Source organism: Listeria booriae, from assembly GCF_000766865.1.
GTDB classification, from domain to species: domain Bacteria; phylum Bacillota; class Bacilli; order Lactobacillales; family Listeriaceae; genus Listeria_A; species Listeria_A booriae.
Map to the genome: position 1 here is coordinate 147,713 of NZ_JNFA01000023.1, position 20,283 is coordinate 167,995.

Below are 20,283 nucleotides of genomic sequence, written 5' to 3' on the forward strand. Positions count from 1 at the left end.
TTCACGCTTTATAGACCAAAAAAGATAGGCTTTGTCATTAATCGCACCATGCAAAACCTATCTAACTATTTTTTAACATTATTCCGTCTCTGTTACTTCAAACTTATAGCCAAGTCCCCAAACGGTTACAATCATTTTGGCAGCTTCTTCGGATACATCGTAAAGCTTCTCACGCAAACGTTTAACGTGGGTATCAATCGTACGCAAGTCGCCAAAGAACTCGTAGCGCCATACTTCTTTTAGTAACGATTCACGGTCAAATACTTTATCCGGTGACTTCGCCAAATAATAAAGCAAGTCATACTCTTTTGGCGTCAAGTTAATTTCTTGACCTTCCACGATAACGCGATGCGCCTCGTTATCGATTTTTAAATGTGGGAACGTAATAATATCCCCTGGAGCGCTCGTAGCAATTGGATGACTGTGTTGTTGCGCGCGTCGTAAAACAGCCTTCACGCGTAGTACAACTTCGCGCGGGCTAAACGGTTTTACTATGTAATCGTCGGCACCCACTTCGAATCCTTGAACACGATTGGCTTCTTCTCCTTTAGCTGTCAGCATGACAACTGGTGTTGCTTTATACTCCCGCAGTTCGCGGCAAACTTCGATACCATCTTTTCCTGGCATCATCAAATCAAGCAAAATAACATCATAACTATTATCAATCGCAAGCTGCAACGCTTGATCTCCGTCACTAGCTTCTTCAATTTTATAATTCTCACGTTCAAGATACATTTTCAGTAAACGCCTAATCCGGTCTTCGTCATCCACAACGAGAATTTTCACTTGCTCACTCATAGGTAATCATCCCCTTACTCGTTTCTCCAAAAAAACTGGAAACTTATTTCGGTATGTAGCTATTCCCCTAGTCTTTCGTACCTTTTTATTGACAGTTTGTTCACAACTTTAGCATAACATAAAATTATGCATATTGCTTCAACAAACCGCCATCTTTTGAAGAAATTATACATGTTTTTTTTAGTTTTAGCTATTTTAAAGCTTTATTTGGTCGAAAAAAGGCACATTTTTAGTTACTGACGGCAACAAAAAACTAGGGATAATGGCATGTATTCCCCTAGATTTTCATTAAAAATGTAAAATTATCTATGTTGTTTGCCTTACTAAATCTAGTTTTGCACCAACGTTATTATTTTTTGTCTCCAAATTGGGTTAAAGCTTTCAGTTTTTTTACTTCATGGTGGGTTAGTTCTCTTCGCTCACCAGCATTTAGCCCTTTTAAGTCTAAAAAGGCATAAGCTTCCCTTGACAATTTTTGCACAGGATGCCCGATGATGTCAAACATTTTACGCACTTGGCGGTTTCGGCCTTCATGAATGATGACTTCTACGATTGCTTTTTCTTTCTTTTTATCGAAAGATTGGAGGCGTACTTTTGCTCTAGCGGTTTTGCGACCTTCAAGCATAACACCGTTTTCTAGTTTGCGCAAGGCTTCTTTTGTTGGAATTCCTTTAACGCGGGCGATGTATCGTTTCTCTACTTCGAATTTCGGATGCATCAATTGATTCGCAAAATCGCCATCATTTGTCATTAATAACAAACCTGACGTATCGTAATCAAGACGCCCAACTGGATACAAACGTTCCGGAATATCCGTGAAAAAATCAGACACAACACGGCGCTTCTTATCATCAGAAACTGCAGACATGACGCTCCGTGGTTTGTACAGTAAGAAATAACGCTTCACTTCCTGTGTCAACTCAACGCCATTGACCTCGATTTTATCAGAATTGCCTACTTTTACGCCAAGTTCACGAACGACTTGTCCATTTACTTTTACTTTACCTTCTTCTATCATCACTTCTGCTTTTCTACGCGATGTGATACCTGCATTTGCAATTACCTTTTGCAACCGTTCCATCTTGCACCTCTTTTTTAGCACTGCTAATTATTCTTTACTTGCCGTTAAATCGATCGAAAAACAAATCCATTTCGTCTTGTACCATTTCCTCAGAATCTGCTGTATCCATCGATGGCAAATCTTCTATCTTATTCAAACCGAAACAATCCAAGAATTCAGATGTCGTCACATACAGTTTAGCACGACCAGCACCTTCTACGCGACCTTTATCCATTATTAACCCTTTAGCAATTAATGTATGAATCGGGCCATCCGTTTTCACGCCACGAATATCATCAATTTCCATCCGTGTAATCGGCTGCCGATACGCGATAATCGCTAGTGTTTCAAGCGATGCCTGTGACAATGTCGTATTTCCAGGAACCGTCACTAGTTTTCGCAAATAAGCGGCATTTTCCTTTTTTGTCGCTAGTTGAAATGTACCCGCAAGCTCTAACAAAAGAATGCCACGTTCTGGACTCTCGGCATAGCTATCACTCAATGTTTCCAATAAATTGAGGGCTTCAATATGGCTGATTTCCATAACCTCTGTTACTTGTTTTGTGCTTAATCCTTCATCACCCGCTGCAAACAGCAAGCTTTCCAGAATGCCTAATTTCTTATTCACGCCTCTTCTTCACCTCTACTAAAAACATATAACGTCGCAAAACTTCTAGACTGCGACACACCGATTTGGCGTCGCTTCATCAATTCTAGCACCGCTAAAAACGTAACGATTAACTCATCTTTTGTCGATGCCTCAAATAAATCTTCAAAAACAACACGGCCATCTGTCGCCTCAATATAATCCATCACTTCATTCATTCGCTGATCAATCGATATTTCTTGCTTTGTAATCCGCGTATGAAGCGGCTGGTTCAATTTTTTTCGTCGTAGCATCTTGTGGAACGCACCTAGCATATCGTTTAATGACACATCTAGATTCGCCTGTTTGCTTGACGTATCATATTCACCTAAGTCCATCGGCGCTTTACCAAAATAGAAATTACGCTCCGATTCTTTTTCCTTCAGTTGACGCGCAGCTTCTTTAAAGCGTTTGTATTCCATCAATTTCTCCACTAATTCATCCCGTGGATCGACCGAATCATCAAAATCCTCAAAATCGATTTCCAGTTCTTGTTTTGGCAGCAACATCTTGCTTTTAATCGCCAGAAGCGTCGCCGCCATTACCAAGTACTCGCTTGCCACATCTAGCTCCAGCTCTTTCATCATATGAATGTATTCCAAATATTGATCGGTAATTTCCGCCATCGGAATATCATAAATATCAATTTCCAGTTGCTGAATGAGTTGCAATAACAAATCAAGCGGGCCCTCAAAAGCCTCCACCTTAAAATTAATTCCTGACATACTTGTTCCCACCTTAATAAAGCGGTAAATCCAGTTGCACTAAGTTCTCATAGGATTCCCGTTGCACAACCAGTCTATCTTCTCCGTTTTCGACAAAAACAACAGCTGCCCGCGGAATTCGGTTGTAGTTATTGGCCATCGAGTAGCCGTAAGCCCCCGTACAAAATACCGCCAAAACTTCTCCTGCATCCGATTTTGGCAATGGTAAATCCCAAATCAGCATATCGCCAGACTCACAGCATTTCCCAGCAATCGCCACCGTCTCATCCGGTTCTTCCAAAGGACGTGACGCAATCACTGCATCGTATTTCGCTTCATATAAAGAAGGTCTAATATTATCCGACATACCGCCATCCACCGCAACAAATTTCCGAATCTCCGGCACCTCTTTACGCGAACCAATCGTATAAAGCGTCGTACCAGCCTCACCGACAAGGGAACGTCCTGGCTCAATCCAAATTTCCGGCATCGCAAGCGCATTATCCTGCGCCACTTCACGCACATCGGCAATAATCGCACGCACATACTCAGAAGGCGGCAACGGTTGGTCATCCGCCGTATAGCGCACACCAAATCCACCACCTAAGTTCAGCACCTCCGCATGAAAATCAAGCGAATCACGCCAAACCACCAATTGCTCCATAATCCGATGCGCCGCCAATTTAAACCCAGTCGTTTCAAAAATTTGCGACCCAATATGACAATGCAATCCAATCAACTGGAACGCCTCATTCGCCATCACACGACGAATCGCCTCTTCCGCCTGACCGTTCGTCAACCCAAAGCCAAATTTCGAATCATCTTGCCCTGTCAAAATATAATCATGCGTATGCGCCTCAATCCCAGGTGTCACACGAATCAATACAGCCATCCGCGCACCCTTCTCCTGCAACACATCCGCTAACAATTCAATCTCATAAAAATTATCAATCACGACACAGCCGATACCATAATCAATTGCCATTTCTAGTTCCTGTCTTGTTTTATTGTTCCCATGAAAATGAATCCGTTCCGCTGGAAAATCCGCTTTCATCGCAGTAAACAATTCGCCACCCGAAACAACATCTAACGACAAGCCCTCTTCATGCATCAATTGATAAATCGCCACCGTCGAAAAAGCCTTACTCGCATAAGCAACTTGCGCTTTCACGCCAAGCTCTTCAAATGTCTTTTTAAAACCACGAGCACGTTCTTTAATTAACGCAACGTCGTACACATACAGCGGTGTTCCATATTTTTGCGCTAGCTTTAAAGTGTCCACCCCTCCAATTTCTAGATGTCCAACTTCATTTACCCGCATCGTACCAAATGATTCAAACGCCACGTCAATCCCACCTTTTTGTTTAATTAGAATACAAAAGTTCTTTTATATAGTAGCATACAAGCGCACCGAGGTACAATAGCCAGTTACGAATTCATAGAAAAACGCCTCACACAAAATCAAGAAGGTGAGACGTCCACACATTATTTCACATTTTTCACAAGCGCTTTTACATACGTTAAAAATGTCTCTTTTACACGTTCCGTTGTTTCGATTACTTCTTCATGGTTTAGCGGTTGGTCAAGAATTCCCGCCGCCATGTTTGTAATGCACGAAATACCTAGGCAACGCAATCCGCAATGATTCGCGATAATGACCTCAGGAACAGTTGACATCCCAACCGCATCCGCGCCAAGTGTACGCAACATCCGGATTTCAGCAGGCGTTTCATACGTTGGACCAGTAAGCCCCGCGTAAACTCCTTCTTTCACGTCCAGTTCCAAATCTTGTGCTAGCAAACGAGCTTGTTCACGCAATTCTAAGCGATACGCATCCGACATATCTGGGAAACGTGGACCAAAACGGTCGTCATTTTTGCCAATTAGCGGATTTGTTCCTGTGAAATTAATATGATCCGAAATCAACATCAAATCCCCAGCGTGGAACAACTCATTCACCCCACCAGCCGCATTCGTCACGATTAAAATATCTACGCCAAGCTCCTTCATAACATGCACAGGGAACGTCACGTCTTGCATCGAGTACCCTTCATAAAAATGGAATCTACCTTGCATCGCAACCACTTCTTGATTTTCCAACTTACCAAAAACAAATTGACCAGCATGTCCTTCTACCGTCGATGTTGGAAAATGTGGGACTTGATCGTACTTCATCACAGTTGGCTCTGTAATCTCATCTGCTAAAACGCCCAAACCAGAGCCTAAAATCAAACCAATTCTCGGCTTGCCATCATAGTTTTCCCTAATTTTTTTTACCGCTTCCATTACATTTGTATAATTCATACTTCTTGTCTCTCCTTCTTAGCTTCTATATTTTAAGCACGCGGATGATATTGTTTGTAAACATCCTTTAATCGCGCTTTTGTTACATGTGTATAAATCTGTGTCGTCGAAATGTCTGCATGGCCTAGCAATTCCTGCACCGAACGCAAATCAGCGCCGTTTTCTAGTAAATGGGTTGCAAAAGAATGACGCAGCGTGTGAGGCGTAATCGGTTTATCAATGCCCGCTTTGGCCGCAATCTGCTTCAAATTCTTCCAAAAGCCTTGGCGTGTCATACCGCGACCATGATGATTCAAAAATACAAAATCATTGCGTTCAGAAGCCCGTCGCAAACGAGGCCGCCCGAATTCCAAATACCGTTCCAACACCGTCGTAGCCTTCTTACCGAGCGGAATAATCCGTTCTTTGTCACCTTTTCCGATCGTCTGAATGAAGCCCATCTGCAAATGTAAATCATCCATCTGCAAATTCACCAACTCCGTCACCCGAAGCCCCGTCGCATACAGAACTTCAAGCATCGCCTTATCGCGCATTCCAAGCGGTTTTGCACCATCTGGCGTTTCCAGCAACTTCTCCACATCATTCAAATTCAGTATTTTCGGCAACCCTTGCGCTTGCTTTGGCGTCTCAATCTGAATCATCGGATCACGATCCGCCAACTTCTCATGCAATAAAAAATGAAAAAAAGAACGCAAAGAAGCAATGTATCGCGCCACCGTTCGCGGTGACTTTCCTTCTGATTTCGCAAAAGCCATAAAGCCCACAATATGTATTCGTTCCACATCTCGAATCGCCATTCCGCCTTGCTCTTCCTCCAAATACCGCGCAAAATAACGCAAATCGCGCTCATAAGCCGTCAATGTATTCGTCGCCAACCCTTTTTCCACTTGCAAAAAATGCAAAAAATCGAGTATTAAATCATTCATTTCGTAATCTCCTCATTTTCGCGCGATGTCAACACATAGAGCAATTTTTCCTCGCTATTTTAGTATACCAAAAGTAAGCCTCATTACAAAATAAAAGAGGGCCCAAACATGATGAGCGCCTCCGATTCGTTTTATTCTGCTTTTTTTAATTTATTTTGGCAACTCGTGCAAATGCCTTGGAACGTCAAACGATGGTCTTTCACGAGGAAATGCCACTTCTGTTCCACTACTTTCTCCACGTCGTCCAGCAAATCTTCTTGAATCTCTTCTACCGAGCCACATTCTAAACAAACAAGATGATGATGGAAATGTTTCGCGCCTTCTTTTCGTAAATCATAGCGTGCCACACCGTCACCGAAATTAATTTTGTCCACCACTCGCAGTTCATTCAATAATTCGAGAGTCCGATATACTGTCGCCAAACCGATTTCTGGCGCTTTCTCCTTCACGCGTAAATAGACATCCTCCGCGCTTAAATGGTCCTTCTCATTCTCTAATAAAACCCGCACTGTCGCTTCACGCTGCGGCGTCAATTTATAGCTTGCTTCGTGCAATTGCGATTTAATCCGTTGAATTCGGCCTTCCATAACATGCCCTCCCTCAGGAACAAACAAGTATCCTTAGTAGCTAGTTTATAATAATTCTAAATAAAAATCAAGTCCTGTCATTTTCCAATAAATCTGCTAAACCAATTGAAACACATGGTTTTTTCATCTATTTAAAGATAGCATAAAAGGAATAAAAAGTCTATCGAGATTATCAATTACAACAACATGCCACTACTTATTTATACTAATTATCATTTAGCTTTCGCGAGCAAGTAAAGGAAATACGGTGCACCAATCACGGCCACAACAATCCCCGCAAAAATTTCAGAAGGCTGCACAATAATCCGTCCAATCGTATCCGCGACAAGCAATAATAACGCGCCGACCAACGCCGAAATCGGTAACACCCAACGATGTCCACTACCGACAAGCCGTCTCGCGATATGAGGCCCAATCAAGCCGATAAACGCAATGCCGCCACTGACCGAAACACAAGCCGCAGCTAAAGCAACTGCCACAACGAGCAAAATCAGTTTTTCCCGTTCCGTTCTCACGCCAAGCCCCGTTGCTACTTGATCGCCAAACCCGAGAATATCCATCGTCTTCACTTTGAACATCCCAATCGTCACCAACACAAGAAGCCACGGCAGCAATGCGAAAACATATTGCCAGTTACTCGCCCAAATATTCCCCGCAAGCCATTCCGCAACAATTTGATAATTTTCAGGATCTAGACGAATCGTTAAGAGTGTCATCAAGGCCGCGACCGCAGCAGACACCGCCACCCCAGTCAAGACAAGCCGGTTCGGTAACAATCCCTCTTCACGACTATACGACAACCCATACACGATAGCCGCGATAACAATAGCTCCCATAAATCCGACGAATGGCATAAACATAACAGGTACATCAAGCGTCGATGGAAAATACGAAATATACAACATCACCGCAAGCCCCGCACCATTATTTATCCCCAAAATTCCCGGGTCCGCCAAACCATTTTGCGAAACGGCTTGTAAAATCGCACCAGAAACCGCAAGTCCCGCGCCAACAAGCACCGCTACTACAATCCGAGGCAAGCGAAACTGCGAAATAATTAAAGTATCCTGCGCCGAACCTTGCCCAAATAACGTTTTAATAACATCTAGAAACGGAATTTTAGAAAAGCCTGCATTGACGCTATAAATGAACGTACCCACGAGCAAAATAATTAATACCGCCAAAATAACAAGGCGTTTGTTTCTCACTTTTTTCTCCATTGTCGTTCCCATCATTACAAACTCCTCCTTTCTTTCCGAGCTACATAAAGGAAGAAAGGAACCCCAATCAGCGCAAAAATAACACTAATCGGCGTTTCGTACGGTGGGTTAACCATCCGCGCGCCAATATCCGCGTACAGCGTCAATAAAGCCCCTACAATCGCCGAACAAGGAATAATCCAGCGATAGTCCACGCCAACCATATAACGCACCAAATGCGGCACAATCAAGCCGATAAAGCCAACAGGTCCTACAACCGAAACCGCAAGCCCTGCCAAAATAAGCACAATAAGCATCGACAATAACTTCGTCCGCGTCGTATTTTGCCCAAGACCAACCGCAATATCATCGCCCAAACTAAGAATTGTTACCGATTTACTAATCAAAATCGCCGCGAACAGCGCACCGAGCAACCAAGGCCAAACGACCGCAATTTGCGACCACTTCACACCAGCAACCCCGCCAGCAAACCAAAACGCCAAATCTTGACTCAGCTTAAAGTAAATCGCGATTCCTTCACTAAGCGCCGTCAACAAAGACGCAACTGCCGCACCAGCAAGCACTAACCGCGTCGGTGATAAACCACCTTTCACAAGCGCACTCACACCAAAAACCAAGACACAGCCAATCGCCGCACCAAGAAACGAAAAGAAAATCAGCGAATTGTAACTAAGCCCCGGAAAAAACGCAAAACAAACCGCTATCATAAAAGCAGATCCTGCGTTAAGCCCAAGCAAACCACTGTCCGCAAGCGGGTTTCGCGTCATCCCTTGCATTACCGCACCAGCAACCGCAAAAGCAGCACCTACCATCATGTCCGCCAACACTCGTGGAATACGCAATTCCCAAATAATTTGGTTTGTCGTAAGCGTCTTATCATAATGAAATAAGGCGTTCCATACCGTCGCCAAGTCAATATCCGCCGCGCCAACAGCAATACCAATAAACGCCGAAACTAGCAGTAAAGCAATACCTGCCGTCAGAATCACCGTCGCCATCACTGGACGCGTTTTTAATTGGGAAAGTTCTTTTGTCTTCATGTTTCCTAATCCCCCATCATATGTACGTGAAAACTGGCTTTTAAACCAGCTTCACCATTTTCTTACTCTTTTCCAGTTATTTTATTAACCAAAATTTCCATTTGTCCTTCAATCGCAATCGGATCATAATTATACATTTCATCGAAATCCATCGTATAAATATGTTTCGCTTTATATGCCGGCAAGTCTTTCCAAATGCTCGACTGCTCCATCTCATCTAGCGCCCCATTGCGGCTATCGCCGTGTTTAAAACGCGTGACAAACATGTAATCCGCCGCAAAATCAGGCAATACTTCTAACGATAATTGCTTGTAGCCATCACCTTTTATTACTTGATCTTGAATTTTTTGTGGCGCCTTTAATTGTAATGCGTTATACAGCACTTGTCCACCTCGACCCCAATTATCGCCGAAAACATAAAAGTTCTTATCATCGCCTTCATATAGTCCAACCGTTGCATCCGGCGCGATAGACCCTTTTATTTCTTCTCTTGCCTTCGCAGCTTTTTTATCGAAATCAGCAAGCCAATCTTTCGCTTCTTGCTCTTTACCAACTACTTTTCCAATCGCTGTGAGTTCGTCTTGCACATTTTTATACGTATTGTAAGGGATTAGGACTGTTGGCGCAATTTTTTTCATTTGGTTGTATTCATCTTCTTGCGATACAATAATTAAATCTGGTTGTAATTCCGCTACTTTTTCCGGGGAACCTGGATCACCAATGTCTTCCACACCTTTTTTATATGGCTCTAAATATGGATTTTGCAATACGAAAGATTTCGCGCCAATCGGTTTCACACCAAGTGCTGCGAGGGAACCCATGTATTCCGTCACCACAATTTTTTTCGGATTGTTAGGTATTTCTACTTTTTTACCGTTAGGCATGGTGTATGTATGCATTTCTGACTGCCCTTCCGCCTTTTGGTCACTACCACAACTTGCTAAAACAAGGCCCACAACTACTGTCATGGCTACCAGAATCATTTTTTTCATTTCAAACAAAACCCCTTTTCATTAATTGAGAATGATTATCAATATCACTTGAAAAAGTATAGCAATCTCCGTTTAAAAATGCAATCTTTTTAATAAAATTTTTTCTTGATGCCCCTTACCTATTGCAACTTGTGAGAAAAAAAACTATACTAGACGTGAGAATGATTATCAATCGCGCACAAAGGAGCGATGTTTCGATGAATAAGTTACAAACAGACAACTTACAAATAGCGTATGATAAGCGTGTCATTGTGGACGCTTTAAATATTGAAATTCCTAAAGGTAAGATTACGGCTTTAGTTGGCGCCAATGGTTCCGGAAAATCTACCATCTTAAAAACAATGTCACGCCTCATGAAACCATCCAAAGGCGGCGTTTTTCTGGATGGCAAGGCAATTCACCGACAATCAACAAAAGAAATCGCCAAACAACTAGCGATCCTACCACAAAATCCAACAGCACCAGAAGGATTAACCGTCACAGAACTTGTTTCTTACGGACGTTCCCCGCATCAAAGCGGCTTAAAATCCATGTCTCAAAAAGACCGCGACATGATTAGCTGGGCCATCCGCGTCACGAGTCTAGGCGATTTTGCCGACCGTTCCATTGATAGTTTATCTGGAGGACAACGCCAGCGCGCATGGATTGCAATGGCATTGGCGCAAGAAACAGATATTTTATTTTTAGACGAACCGACTACGTTTTTAGATATGACACATCAGCTTGAAGTATTGATGTTGCTCAAACAATTGAATTTACAAGAAAATCGGACAATTGTTATGGTTGTTCACGATTTGAACCACGCTTCACGTTTTGCCGATTATATGATCGCAATTCGCTCCGGCCAAGTCATTTCAGAAGGCGCACCCGCACAAGTCATGACCGAGCAGACGCTAGAAGACGTTTTTGGCATTAAAGCGGATATTATGGTAGACCCGCGGACTGGCGTGCCTTTATGCTTGCCATACGAAACGTGTCAAGCCTGTGAAATCCGACAAGTCGCAACAAAGATAGCAGGTGAAGTCATTGTCAAACTTGTATGACGTTACGATTATCGGCGGCGGTCCAGTTGGCCTTTTCACCGCATTTTACAGTGGCTTGCGCTCTTTAAAAACAAAGATTATCGACGCCGAGCCCGCAGTTGGCGGCAAAATCCGCTATTTCTATCCGGAAAAAGTAATTCGTGATATCGGCGGCATTCCTGCTATTAAAGGACACGATCTTGTGAAAAACTTACATGACCAAGCACTGACATTTAAGCCAACCATCGTGTGCAACGAACGCATTACCGATTTAAAGCGACAAACAGACGGCACATTCCTACTCATATCCGAAAACGGCACCCTACATCATAGTAAAACCGTCATCATCGCAGCCGGTAGCGGGACATATGAAGTGAACAAATTAGAAGCATCAGGCAGCGAGGCATTTGCGAGCCAGCTTCATTACGATATTCAAGACTTAACGATTTTTAAAGGGAAGCGCGTCGTTGTTTCAGGCGGTGGAAATGCAGCCATCGATTGGGCAGAAACACTCGATGCAATTGCCTCCGAAGTCCACCTTATTTATCGCGGTGAGAACTTCAAAGGACACGAAGAACGCGTCAAAGAACTGCACGATTCCAACGTCTTTATCCATGTGAATCACGAAATCACGGCACTTCAAGGCGACAGCCAAACGCTCACCAACTGCGTCATTCACTGCAACAAAGACGGCAATACAACCAAAATCGAAGCAGACGCTATTCTAGTCAACCATGGCGTCAAAGTCGACATCGGTTCCATGCAAAATTGGGGCTTCCATTTCGATGAATCTGGCATTGTCGTCAATCACGAAATGGAAACAAGCGTCCCAGGAATCTACGCATGCGGTGACATTTGTGCCTATCCACGTAAAATGCGAATCATCGCAGCTGGCATTCACGAAGGTCCAATCGCCATAAACAGCGCAAAAAACTACCTTGACCCCGACGCAGAACAAGTTGCCATGGTAAGCACTCACCATGAAAGTTTTCATGATTAAAAAATGCCTGAATCTTCCTTCTAAACAAAGGGGATTCAGGCATTTATTATTTTGCAGCTTTTCTCAATTCACAAGCCGCTTTAAAATTTTTCCAACTACCGAAATAGTAACGGATTAGCCGGAAATCTTGGCATTCGCTCATTGTCGGGAAACGTCGCATAATCTGCTCCATCTCCAACACATCGTCTATCAATTTATCCTTAATCGCTTGTCCCTCTTCTGCTTCGGCAAATTTCTTCAAACCAGCACGCGCTAGAAATGCCTCCCAGGAATCATAATATTCCATCACAGACATATATAGTGGGAATTCATACGGTCCACTAATAGGCGGTCTTCCTAATTCTTTGGCAATTCGTTGTACTTCTTCAATTAAGAACGCTTCCTTATACACTCGGCGTTGCACTTTTTCCAAGCCAGCAGCTCGTAATGCTTCTTGCCATGAGCCAAATAACCTGCAAGCAATTTTGAAATGTTCGTACATGCTTTGTCTAGGAACTCGTCCTTGCGTCGCTACTAACTGCTGTAATTCTGCAATAATAACTTCTTTCGTCACAATTGCTTCTTCTGCCATTCCCTTTACCCCTTTTCTTATGCCTTAAATAGTTGCGTTACATATATGTTTTATCATAAAATCAGCAAAGAAACAACTACCTATACAAAAAACAAACCCAAAATGAAACACTCAGGTTTGTTTTTGTTCTACCATACCACGTTCTGCAATCACAATCATCCGCATAAATTTATCAATAAGCGGTTGCATGTCTTCCATTGTCGCATCTGGATTTTTTTGAAGATAGACCGTCACTAATCGCGTAATATACTCAAATAAACTCTGGATCACATCAGACGCATCTTCCCGCGCCACATCCGCACGTAGCGTAAGCCCATCCAACATCTGATTAACAAACACGGTTTGCACTGCCATCATTTCTTTAAAGTACGCCGTCATACGCTCTGCCAAAGCTTCTGGAGGATTCGCAAACGACTGCATCATCAGCTTGAAAACAGCAGGATGCCGATGACTAAAAGCCAGTTTCTGCTTCGTCGACCAAATCGCCCCCTCCACAAAATTGCCCCTAGGCATATCATCCATCGACACTTCCTCCATCACCAAATCCACCGAATACGTCACCGCCGCCGTATAAAGCTTCTCCTTCGAGCCAAAATAATGGAAAATCAAGCCCTTCGACACACCAGCGACCTCGCAAATCCGATTCGTACTGGCCGCCTTATATCCGTGACTCGCAAACTCCTCCACCGCCACATCAAGTATTTTCGCTCGTTTGTCCTCCATCACACTTTCAAATCCTTTTTCTTATACAAAACAAACGTCAATGTCACGAAAACCACTAACGCACCAACAGAAATCCACACGTCCGTGCTATCCATCCAACTAGTCAATCGATCAGACGGAATCGCAAAATTAATCGGCGAAGCATATTGAAAGAAATCAACCGTATCATTCAGTCCAGAGAGAATTCCCAATATATACGTAATGAAAACAAGCGCCAAGCCAACCGGTGTTGATTGTTTTGCCGAACGGACAATCGCCGAGAAGCAAAAACCAGCACTCATAAACACAAAAGCAACCAATAATTCCGTTGTAAAAACACGTCCTAGCGACTGCATCAACTCACTCGTATTCGCCCCGTCCTGCTTCAAGAAAATAACCAGCACAGCAGAAATCACAAACGTAATCGCCCAAAAAGCAAGAAATGAAATCGCATTACCGACCATTTTCCAAGCCACAAGTTCCGAACGCGTAATCGGTTGCGCATAAAGAAACTCAATCGTACCATCCGTTTCTTCCTTCACAAGTGCCTGCGCCCCCATCATCGCCGCGTACACACAAGCCGCAATGAAAATATACTGGAAGACGTATGCAAAATAAGCATCAATTTTTGTTAAATCCGCCATTGAATTAATATGCAACACGCTCATCATTTCTTTTGGCAAAGCGTTCATCTTCGTGTTTACCAAATCCTGCATCGCGCTCGATTGCATACTAGGAAAGAACGCCATGAAAATACCGAGCACAACCGCCACAACTGCTGACCAAACAAGCAAGCTTTTAAAATGGGTTTTCCATTCAATTTTTAAAATGTTCATTTTGCCTTGCCTCCTTCGTACAACGTCATGAATTTATCTTCCAACTCTTGATTTGTAATCGACAAATCCTTAATCCCCTCGGCGCCAAGAATCGGCAACACCGTTTGCACATTCCCATCAAAAGTCAGACGAGCACTATTTTCCGTTGTTTCTACGACTTTCGCACCCGCATTCACGAGTTCCGTTACCGGCAAAGCCTGTCCTTTAAGCACGATAACTTTCCCTGACATCTCTTGATCCGCAATGTTTTCTAACGCAACAATCTCACCACCACGAATAAAAGCAGCCCGCGTACTATACTCCTGAATTTCGCGCAAATTATGACTGGATAAGAAAATCGTCATGCCGTCCTCTTGATTTTGGCGTGTCATTTCTTTAAACAAATGATGCTGCATCAACGGATCTAATCCATTCGTCGGCTCATCCAAAATCAACAATTTCGGCTTCGTAATAAGACCTGCCACAATTGCCACTTTCTTCTTATTCCCAAGCGACATATCCCCGAAATGCTTATGCGGATCAATATCAAACATCTCATAATAGCGCTTCATCTGCACTTGCGCCTGGTCAATATTATGAAACTTCGCCGCAAAACCGATAATATCATTAGCCGTCATTTGCGGATAATAACGCACCTCACTCGGCACATAACCGACCATTTTCTTAATTTCCGCCGACTGTTTCACAATATCCTTGCCAAGAACGGTCGCACTTCCTCTAGAAGCATAAATAAAGTTCAGCAAAAGCTTAATGGTCGTGGATTTCCCCGCACCATTTGGCCCAATAAACCCAAATAATTCCCCTTCTTCTACGGTCAAATTCACGCCTTCAATGGCTCGCTTCTTATGATAGAACTTCGTTAAATCGTGCGTTTCTATCGCCTTCATTTTCTACCCCTCCAATTCACAATTGACCATCTAGTCAATGCGATTATACTCCCGTTTGACCAAGTAGTCAATCATTAAGTTGCCCAACAAAAAAACGCACCAGCAAAACACTAATACGTTCTCATTTCTCACGATGAAACATTTAAAAATTCGGCGTAACTAAAATGCCACTGCACACCAAACTTATCAGCAATCATCGCGTATCCCTTACTCCAAAAAGTAGCTTCCAATGGCATATAAATTTTGCTATCCGCTTCGAATTTCGCATACATCGTCTGCAAATCTTCCAAATCATTGCTTTCAATAACAATACTCACATTATCGCCTACCGTCGCAGGAATCCCGTCCGGCATATCCGAAAGCATCACACGCAAGCCTCGCACATCGATTTCGCTGTACATAATCTGATCGCGATTCGCCGACTCACCCGAATTAGACGGGGCCTCTCCATATGTCGCCACATCTTTTGGCTCTACCTCAAAAATCGATGCATAATAATCGAGCGCCTCACGACAATTCCCTGTAAAATGTAAAAAAACAGCTGTCATCATTCTTCACAACCTCTCTTATCGCAGCGCATTTAATAATTGCCAATATTGCACAGCATACACCGTCTTAGCGTCACAAATCACTTTTTCTTCTATTAATTGTAACGCCTCATCGATATCCACTTCCACAATGTTCACAAACTCATCTTCATCCGCCTGCAATGGATTGGCCTGCTTCTTTAAATCCTTCGCAACATAAATATGTAACAACTCATCCGCAAAACCTGGCGACGTGTAGAAAGAAACAAGATGTGTCAGTTCATCCGTTTTAAAACCAGTCTCCTCTTCTAATTCCCGACCTGCCGTTAACATCGGATCTTCGTTTGGTTCAATTTTCCCAGCTGGTATCTCAACAATTGTTTTTTCTAGCGGTTTGCGGTATTGTTCTACCATAAGCATTTTATTTTCCGCTGTAATCGCAATCACTGCAACAGCACCAGGATGCTTGACAATTTCGCGCTTACTAAGCTTGCCATTCGGTAATTCCACATCATCTACGACTAATTTGATAATCTTCCCATCAAAAATCGTCTCACGTTTAACTGTTTTTTCTTCTAGTGAATCCATTCCAAACACTCCATTTCTCATTCGTTTTTCCCATTATACCATAACCTAGACTTAGGGTAATTTACATCGCACGACTGATAACATCTTTTCCGCCAATATGGTATGATATATTCAAATCAGTTAGCTTATATAAACGATTTTTTGTAACAGTTTCTACAAATACTTAATCCTTAAAAAAATAAGGAAGCCTAAGGAGAAGATAGACATGGTAGTATTTAAAAAATTTATGGCCTTCACTGGCTCAATCGTCTTAACACTTGTTTTGTTCGGTATTTTGGCAAGCATCTTTGTGAATAACTGGTTGCTCATTAGTAGCGTCACATTGGTTGTCGCTGTCGTGTTGTTCATCTTTTCTGCCAAAGCTGGGGATAAGGCACATGCGATTCAAACAGGTTTAACAAAAAAAGAATTTAAATACATTCGCACAAATCTAGAAGAATCCCGCGCCAAAATATTGCGTCTTCAAAAAATCACATCCGCACACCGTACGTTATTCACCTTCCAAGAACGCGATAAAACACTATTACTTACAAAACGCATCTACGGTATTGTGAAAGAAGAACCGAAACGCTTTTACGACGCAGAAGACTTTTTCTTCTCCCATCTTGATTCCCTTGTTGAGCTGACAGAAAAATATGCTTTCCTAGACAGCCAACCGGTGAAAGATAAGAAGATTTACCAAACACTTTCAGATACGCGTAGCCTTCTAAATGACTTAGGTCGCGTAATCGAGAAGGACCTTTTCTCGCTGCTAAATAAAGATGTTTCCAACTTGGATTTCGAGCTAGAAGTAGCCAAGAACTCCATTTCCAAGCAGCAGAAGAAATTTGAAAGGAGAACACCGAAATGACCGAAAACCAAAAGCCAAACGAACCTGAATTTCAAGCAAAAGAAGCACCAACATATACAGATCCAAAAGCAGAAGTAATCGATGCTAATTTCAACAAAACATTGGACGACCTGTTAGCCGATCCATTCGGAACAAACGGCTCACAAACCGTTCAAGAAATTGTAAATAACGAAAGCGATAAAGCCCCACGCCTTGTCGACATGTTGCCAGAAAACAACCGTCGCCAAGCCGTTGAGCTAGCTAAGCAAATCGAGCCAGGAAATCAAGCAGCAATTCTAGGTTACGGCGCACCTGCCCAAGCCAAATTGCACGATTTCTCCCACTCTATGCTCAACCAAGTTCAAAAGCAAGATGTTGGCCCAATCGGTGAAATTATCAGCGACCTGATGTTCCGCTTACAAGAAGCTGATCCCGATGAATTAGCAGCACGCAACAAGAACGTTTTCACAAAAATGTTCTCCCGTGTCAAACAATCCATCAACGAAATCACTTCTAAATATCAGAAAATGGGAACACAAATTGACCGCATCGCTTTGAAATTAGAACATGCTAAGAAGCGCTTAATGGAAGACAACTCCTTCTTAGAACAACTATACGACAAGAACAAAGACTACTTCCAAGCTTTAAATATCTATATCGCAGCTGGTGAACTAAAACAAGAAGAAATCAGTACCAAACTACTTCCAGAACTGCGCAAAAAAGCAGAGCAATCTGGTGATCAAATGGATTTCCAAGAAGTCAATGACTTAACACAATTCGCTGATCGCCTAGAAAAACGCGTACATGACTTAAAACTAAGCCGCCAAATCACGATTCAACAAGCACCACAAATCCGGCTTATTCAAAATACAAACCAAGTGCTAGCAGAGAAAATCCAATCTTCCATCATGACCGCTATCCCACTTTGGAAAAACCAAGTAGCTATCGCGCTAACATTGCTACGCCAACAACAAGCAGCTGAAGCACAGCGTCAAGTATCTGAAACAACAAACGAACTTCTAAAACGAAACGCGGATATGCTAAAAACAAATGCTATCGAAACAGCTCGCGAAAACGAAAGAGGTATTGTCGACATCGAAACACTAAAAGAAACACAATCAAGCCTTATCGAGACATTACAAGAAACATTGAAAATCCAACAAGAAGGCCGTGCCAAACGTGCCGTAGCAGAAAAAGAACTTGTTTCAATGGAACAAGAACTAAAAGACCGCTTGCTAGAACTAAAATAATTTGTCTAAAGAGGAGATTACGCCGATGTAATCTCCTCTTTTAATTTTGTTTTAAATTCTGATCGGAGCATGCTAAAGACAACCAAGTCATGATGCTCGTTTCGAAAATATTCATGTTCGCGTAACACGCCATCCTGCCTAAAACCCATCGCCTGCATCATACGAATAGATCGTTCGTTAAAGGCGTATACTTCACAATAGACCTTGTGCAAATGCAAATCATCAAAAGCTTCTCTTAAAAGCTCTAAAATTGCCTGCTTTCCATATCCCTGCCCCCAGCAATCGCGATCCCCAATCACAATCCCAAAAGCCGCGGTTCCATTCTCTCTGTCGATTAAACCAAGCTCTATCCGACCAATTACGCGTTCATTTAAAATAATACTGTACAATCGCAACGTATTATCCATTTTGACAAAATAACTTTCATACGAGGCCTTAAATGCTTCTAGCGAACGTGGTCTTGTTATACCGCTTAAATAAGCAATCTCGTCATCTAATTCCCAATCATGCATCACAGCCACATCTTCACGCTTGATAGGTCTTATACTTCCCTCTTTCTCCATTCTCCCTACAGCTCCCTATTACCATTCTAAATCAAGTATACCAATGATAGAAGCAGTCTTACAAGAAATTCCTTTAAAATCCTTCTAATTTCAAATTTTCAAATTGGAGTGGTCTCAAATTCGTCACTGTCAATCCGACTAATCTGACACTGTCTTCCCCACTATAAACATCATTCAAAAGACTAAGCCCCGCCTGAAAAATAATCTGCGCATCCTTCGTATATTCCATTAGCGATAATCGCCTAGTCACTGTATTAAAATCACTATATCGCAATTTCAAAACAACCGTCTTTCCCTGCTTCCCTATCTTCTCCAAAGAAGCTTCGATTTTCTGCGCGAATAAAAATAACGTATCTTGCATCAAACGCTCATCAAAAATATTATTCGCAAATGTTGTCTCCCTGCCTACCGATTTACGCTCTCGGTGTGGGTTCACTTTCGAATCTGATAAGCCCCTCACCGCACGATATAGTCGGTATCCTTGCTTATTCAACTCCCGTATTAAATCCCATTCACTCCAAGCCTTTAAATCGGCACCAGTTTCAATACCTAAGCGATGTAGCTTCTCAGCTGTCACCTTCCCAACACCGTGAAATTTCGTTACAGGTAAGCGCTCCAAAAAAGCCTCTGCCTCTTCAGGCAAGACAACTGTCATTCCGGCAGGCTTCTTAAAATCTGAGGCAATCTTAGCAATAAATTTATTATAAGAAACGCCAGCTGAGGCAGTTAGCCCAATTTCGTGATAAATGGCATACTGAATCTCCATCGCCACCTTCATTGCAGACTTAATTCCTCGTTTATTCTCTGTCACATCTAAATAAGCCTCATCTAACGACATCGGCTCTACTAAATCGGTATATCGATAAAAAATCTCACGAATTTGCATCGAGACTTCCCGATAATGTTCCATATTCCCATGAACAAAAATTCCATGCGGGCATAGCTTATACGCTTGTTTCGTAGGCATTGCGGAATGAACGCCAAACTTCCTTGCTTCATACGAACACGTCGACACAACACCACGCTTATTCGGGTCCCCGCCTATAATTAACGCCTTTCCGCGATATTCTGGATGATCACGCTCTTCCACCGAAGCAAAAAAAGCATCCATATCAATATGAATTATTTTACGCGTCTTATCCATGTCTTCATCGCCTTTCGATAACGAACGTTTGTTCTTATTTTTATTATACATAATACAGAACAAAATTTCAAGTATCTTTACGAACAA

23 protein-coding genes are annotated in these 20,283 nt (G+C 42.6%); 4 read left to right on the top strand and 19 right to left on the bottom strand.

Annotated elements, in window-relative coordinates; all coding sequences use genetic code 11:
* Positions 1–78: 78 nt before the first annotated feature.
* From EP57_RS08635 to EP57_RS08685, 11 genes are all read right to left on the bottom strand, one after another.
* Complete coding sequence (locus tag EP57_RS08635) at positions 79–798, bottom strand: response regulator transcription factor (RefSeq protein ID WP_036085862.1); 720 nt, start codon at positions 796–798, stop codon at positions 79–81.
* Positions 799–1,147: 349 nt separating this feature from the next.
* Positions 1,148–1,879 carry a pseudouridine synthase gene (locus EP57_RS08640; protein ID WP_036085863.1) on the bottom strand — a complete coding sequence of 244 codons (732 nt, stop codon included), beginning with the start codon at positions 1,877–1,879 and terminating at the stop codon, positions 1,148–1,150.
* A gap of 34 nt (positions 1,880–1,913) precedes the next feature.
* On the bottom strand, positions 1,914–2,486 hold the full coding sequence (gene scpB / locus EP57_RS08645; protein ID WP_036085864.1) for an SMC-Scp complex subunit ScpB: 573 nt from the start codon (positions 2,484–2,486) through the stop codon (positions 1,914–1,916).
* Positions 2,483–3,229: a segregation/condensation protein A gene (locus EP57_RS08650; protein ID WP_036085865.1), complete on the bottom strand. Its 747-nt coding sequence runs from the start codon at positions 3,227–3,229 to the stop codon at positions 2,483–2,485. The genes scpB and EP57_RS08650 overlap by 4 nt, the downstream gene beginning before the upstream one ends.
* Positions 3,230–3,242: 13 nt before the next feature.
* Complete coding sequence (gene lysA, locus EP57_RS08655) at positions 3,243–4,553, bottom strand: diaminopimelate decarboxylase (protein WP_036085867.1); 1,311 nt, start codon at positions 4,551–4,553, stop codon at positions 3,243–3,245.
* Between the two features lie 140 nt (positions 4,554–4,693).
* Positions 4,694–5,512 (bottom strand): purine-nucleoside phosphorylase, encoded by an 819-nt coding sequence (locus EP57_RS08660; protein WP_036085869.1) that lies wholly within the window; start codon positions 5,510–5,512, stop codon positions 4,694–4,696.
* A gap of 32 nt (positions 5,513–5,544) precedes the next feature.
* Positions 5,545–6,438, bottom strand: coding sequence for a site-specific tyrosine recombinase XerD (xerD, locus tag EP57_RS08665; protein ID WP_036085870.1), 894 nt, complete (start codon positions 6,436–6,438; stop codon positions 5,545–5,547).
* Between the two features lie 131 nt (positions 6,439–6,569).
* Positions 6,570–7,025 carry a ferric iron uptake transcriptional regulator gene (fur, locus tag EP57_RS08670; RefSeq protein ID WP_036085871.1) on the bottom strand — a complete coding sequence of 152 codons (456 nt, stop codon included), beginning with the start codon at positions 7,023–7,025 and terminating at the stop codon, positions 6,570–6,572.
* A 212-nt stretch (positions 7,026–7,237) separates the two neighbouring features.
* A complete protein-coding gene (locus EP57_RS08675) occupies positions 7,238–8,260 on the bottom strand; it encodes a FecCD family ABC transporter permease (protein WP_036085872.1) in 1,023 nt (340 codons plus the stop codon).
* On the bottom strand, positions 8,260–9,285 hold the full coding sequence (locus EP57_RS08680; RefSeq protein ID WP_036085873.1) for a FecCD family ABC transporter permease: 1,026 nt from the start codon (positions 9,283–9,285) through the stop codon (positions 8,260–8,262). Before EP57_RS08680 ends, EP57_RS08675 begins: the two co-directional genes overlap by 1 nt.
* A 62-nt stretch (positions 9,286–9,347) precedes the next feature.
* Complete coding sequence (locus EP57_RS08685; RefSeq protein WP_036085874.1) at positions 9,348–10,277, bottom strand: iron-hydroxamate ABC transporter substrate-binding protein; 930 nt, start codon at positions 10,275–10,277, stop codon at positions 9,348–9,350.
* A 197-nt stretch (positions 10,278–10,474) separates the two neighbouring features.
* On the opposite strand from EP57_RS08685, the gene EP57_RS08690 reads away from it, so the two are divergent.
* Both EP57_RS08690 and EP57_RS08695 read left to right on the top strand, forming a co-directional pair.
* Positions 10,475–11,320, top strand: a complete 846-nt coding sequence (locus EP57_RS08690; RefSeq protein WP_036085875.1) for an ABC transporter ATP-binding protein — start codon at positions 10,475–10,477, stop codon at positions 11,318–11,320.
* The gene (locus EP57_RS08695) at positions 11,304–12,299 is read left to right on the top strand and encodes an NAD(P)/FAD-dependent oxidoreductase (RefSeq protein ID WP_036085876.1); all 996 of its coding nucleotides are present in this window, start codon (positions 11,304–11,306) and stop codon (positions 12,297–12,299) included. Before EP57_RS08690 ends, EP57_RS08695 begins: the two co-directional genes overlap by 17 nt.
* Before the next feature lie 46 nt (positions 12,300–12,345).
* Here EP57_RS08695 and EP57_RS08700 read toward each other — a convergent pair whose 3' ends face one another.
* From EP57_RS08700 to EP57_RS08725, 6 genes are all read right to left on the bottom strand, one after another.
* A complete protein-coding gene (locus tag EP57_RS08700) occupies positions 12,346–12,870 on the bottom strand; it encodes a homing endonuclease associated repeat-containing protein (protein WP_036085877.1) in 525 nt (174 codons plus the stop codon).
* Positions 12,871–12,981: 111 nt separating this feature from the next.
* Complete coding sequence (locus EP57_RS08705) at positions 12,982–13,593, bottom strand: TetR/AcrR family transcriptional regulator (protein WP_036085878.1); 612 nt, start codon at positions 13,591–13,593, stop codon at positions 12,982–12,984.
* Positions 13,593–14,408 (bottom strand): ABC transporter permease, encoded by an 816-nt coding sequence (locus EP57_RS08710; protein ID WP_036085879.1) that lies wholly within the window; start codon positions 14,406–14,408, stop codon positions 13,593–13,595. The genes EP57_RS08705 and EP57_RS08710 overlap by 1 nt, the downstream gene beginning before the upstream one ends.
* Positions 14,405–15,295 (bottom strand): ABC transporter ATP-binding protein, encoded by an 891-nt coding sequence (locus tag EP57_RS08715; RefSeq protein WP_036085880.1) that lies wholly within the window; start codon positions 15,293–15,295, stop codon positions 14,405–14,407. The genes EP57_RS08710 and EP57_RS08715 overlap by 4 nt, the downstream gene beginning before the upstream one ends.
* A gap of 128 nt (positions 15,296–15,423) precedes the next feature.
* Entirely contained in the window at positions 15,424–15,846 is a 423-nt protein-coding gene (locus EP57_RS08720) for a VOC family protein (RefSeq protein WP_036085881.1), read from the bottom strand.
* A 15-nt stretch (positions 15,847–15,861) separates the two neighbouring features.
* A complete protein-coding gene (locus EP57_RS08725) occupies positions 15,862–16,410 on the bottom strand; it encodes an NUDIX hydrolase (protein WP_036085882.1) in 549 nt (182 codons plus the stop codon).
* A gap of 205 nt (positions 16,411–16,615) precedes the next feature.
* Between EP57_RS08725 and EP57_RS08730 the strand changes: the two genes are divergently transcribed.
* On the top strand, positions 16,616–17,260 hold the full coding sequence (locus EP57_RS08730) for a 5-bromo-4-chloroindolyl phosphate hydrolysis family protein (protein ID WP_036085883.1): 645 nt from the start codon (positions 16,616–16,618) through the stop codon (positions 17,258–17,260).
* Positions 17,257–18,489, top strand: coding sequence for a toxic anion resistance protein (locus tag EP57_RS08735; RefSeq protein WP_036085884.1), 1,233 nt, complete (start codon positions 17,257–17,259; stop codon positions 18,487–18,489). Before EP57_RS08730 ends, EP57_RS08735 begins: the two co-directional genes overlap by 4 nt.
* Positions 18,490–18,506: 17 nt before the next feature.
* Here EP57_RS08735 and EP57_RS16510 read toward each other — a convergent pair whose 3' ends face one another.
* Positions 18,507–19,052: a GNAT family N-acetyltransferase gene (locus EP57_RS16510; RefSeq protein ID WP_052167617.1), complete on the bottom strand. Its 546-nt coding sequence runs from the start codon at positions 19,050–19,052 to the stop codon at positions 18,507–18,509.
* Between the two features lie 73 nt (positions 19,053–19,125).
* Positions 19,126–20,196, bottom strand: a complete 1,071-nt coding sequence (dinB, locus tag EP57_RS08745; RefSeq protein ID WP_036086194.1) for a DNA polymerase IV — start codon at positions 20,194–20,196, stop codon at positions 19,126–19,128.
* Between the last annotated feature and the right edge of the window lie 87 nt (positions 20,197–20,283).

Bases quoted from the DNA above. Each gene is read 5' to 3' on its own strand.
- EP57_RS08675 (WP_036085872.1), bottom strand. From the start codon at position 8,260: ATGATGGGAACGACAATGGAGAAAAAAGTGAGAAACAAACGCCTTGTT.
- fur (WP_036085871.1), bottom strand. From the start codon at position 7,025: ATGGAAGGCCGAATTCAACGGATTAAATCGCAATTGCACGAAGCAAGC.
- EP57_RS08710 (WP_036085879.1), bottom strand. From the start codon at position 14,408: ATGAACATTTTAAAAATTGAATGGAAAACCCATTTTAAAAGCTTGCTT.
- EP57_RS08725 (WP_036085882.1), bottom strand. From the start codon at position 16,410: ATGGATTCACTAGAAGAAAAAACAGTTAAACGTGAGACGATTTTTGAT.
- EP57_RS08700 (WP_036085877.1), bottom strand. From the start codon at position 12,870: ATGGCAGAAGAAGCAATTGTGACGAAAGAAGTTATTATTGCAGAATTA.
- EP57_RS08640 (WP_036085863.1), bottom strand. From the start codon at position 1,879: ATGGAACGGTTGCAAAAGGTAATTGCAAATGCAGGTATCACATCGCGT.
- EP57_RS08635 (WP_036085862.1), bottom strand. From the start codon at position 798: ATGAGTGAGCAAGTGAAAATTCTCGTTGTGGATGACGAAGACCGGATT.
- EP57_RS08730 (WP_036085883.1), top strand. From the start codon at position 16,616: ATGGTAGTATTTAAAAAATTTATGGCCTTCACTGGCTCAATCGTCTTA.
- EP57_RS08705 (WP_036085878.1), bottom strand. From the start codon at position 13,593: ATGGAGGACAAACGAGCGAAAATACTTGATGTGGCGGTGGAGGAGTTT.
- EP57_RS08650 (WP_036085865.1), bottom strand. From the start codon at position 3,229: ATGTCAGGAATTAATTTTAAGGTGGAGGCTTTTGAGGGCCCGCTTGAT.
- EP57_RS08660 (WP_036085869.1), bottom strand. From the start codon at position 5,512: ATGAATTATACAAATGTAATGGAAGCGGTAAAAAAAATTAGGGAAAAC.
- EP57_RS08690 (WP_036085875.1), top strand. From the start codon at position 10,475: ATGAATAAGTTACAAACAGACAACTTACAAATAGCGTATGATAAGCGT.
- EP57_RS16510 (WP_052167617.1), bottom strand. From the start codon at position 19,052: ATGGAGAAAGAGGGAAGTATAAGACCTATCAAGCGTGAAGATGTGGCT.
- EP57_RS08685 (WP_036085874.1), bottom strand. From the start codon at position 10,277: ATGAAAAAAATGATTCTGGTAGCCATGACAGTAGTTGTGGGCCTTGTT.
- EP57_RS08715 (WP_036085880.1), bottom strand. From the start codon at position 15,295: ATGAAGGCGATAGAAACGCACGATTTAACGAAGTTCTATCATAAGAAG.
- dinB (WP_036086194.1), bottom strand. From the start codon at position 20,196: ATGGATAAGACGCGTAAAATAATTCATATTGATATGGATGCTTTTTTT.
- EP57_RS08735 (WP_036085884.1), top strand. From the start codon at position 17,257: ATGACCGAAAACCAAAAGCCAAACGAACCTGAATTTCAAGCAAAAGAA.
- EP57_RS08720 (WP_036085881.1), bottom strand. From the start codon at position 15,846: ATGATGACAGCTGTTTTTTTACATTTTACAGGGAATTGTCGTGAGGCG.
- xerD (WP_036085870.1), bottom strand. From the start codon at position 6,438: ATGAATGATTTAATACTCGATTTTTTGCATTTTTTGCAAGTGGAAAAA.
- EP57_RS08680 (WP_036085873.1), bottom strand. From the start codon at position 9,285: ATGAAGACAAAAGAACTTTCCCAATTAAAAACGCGTCCAGTGATGGCG.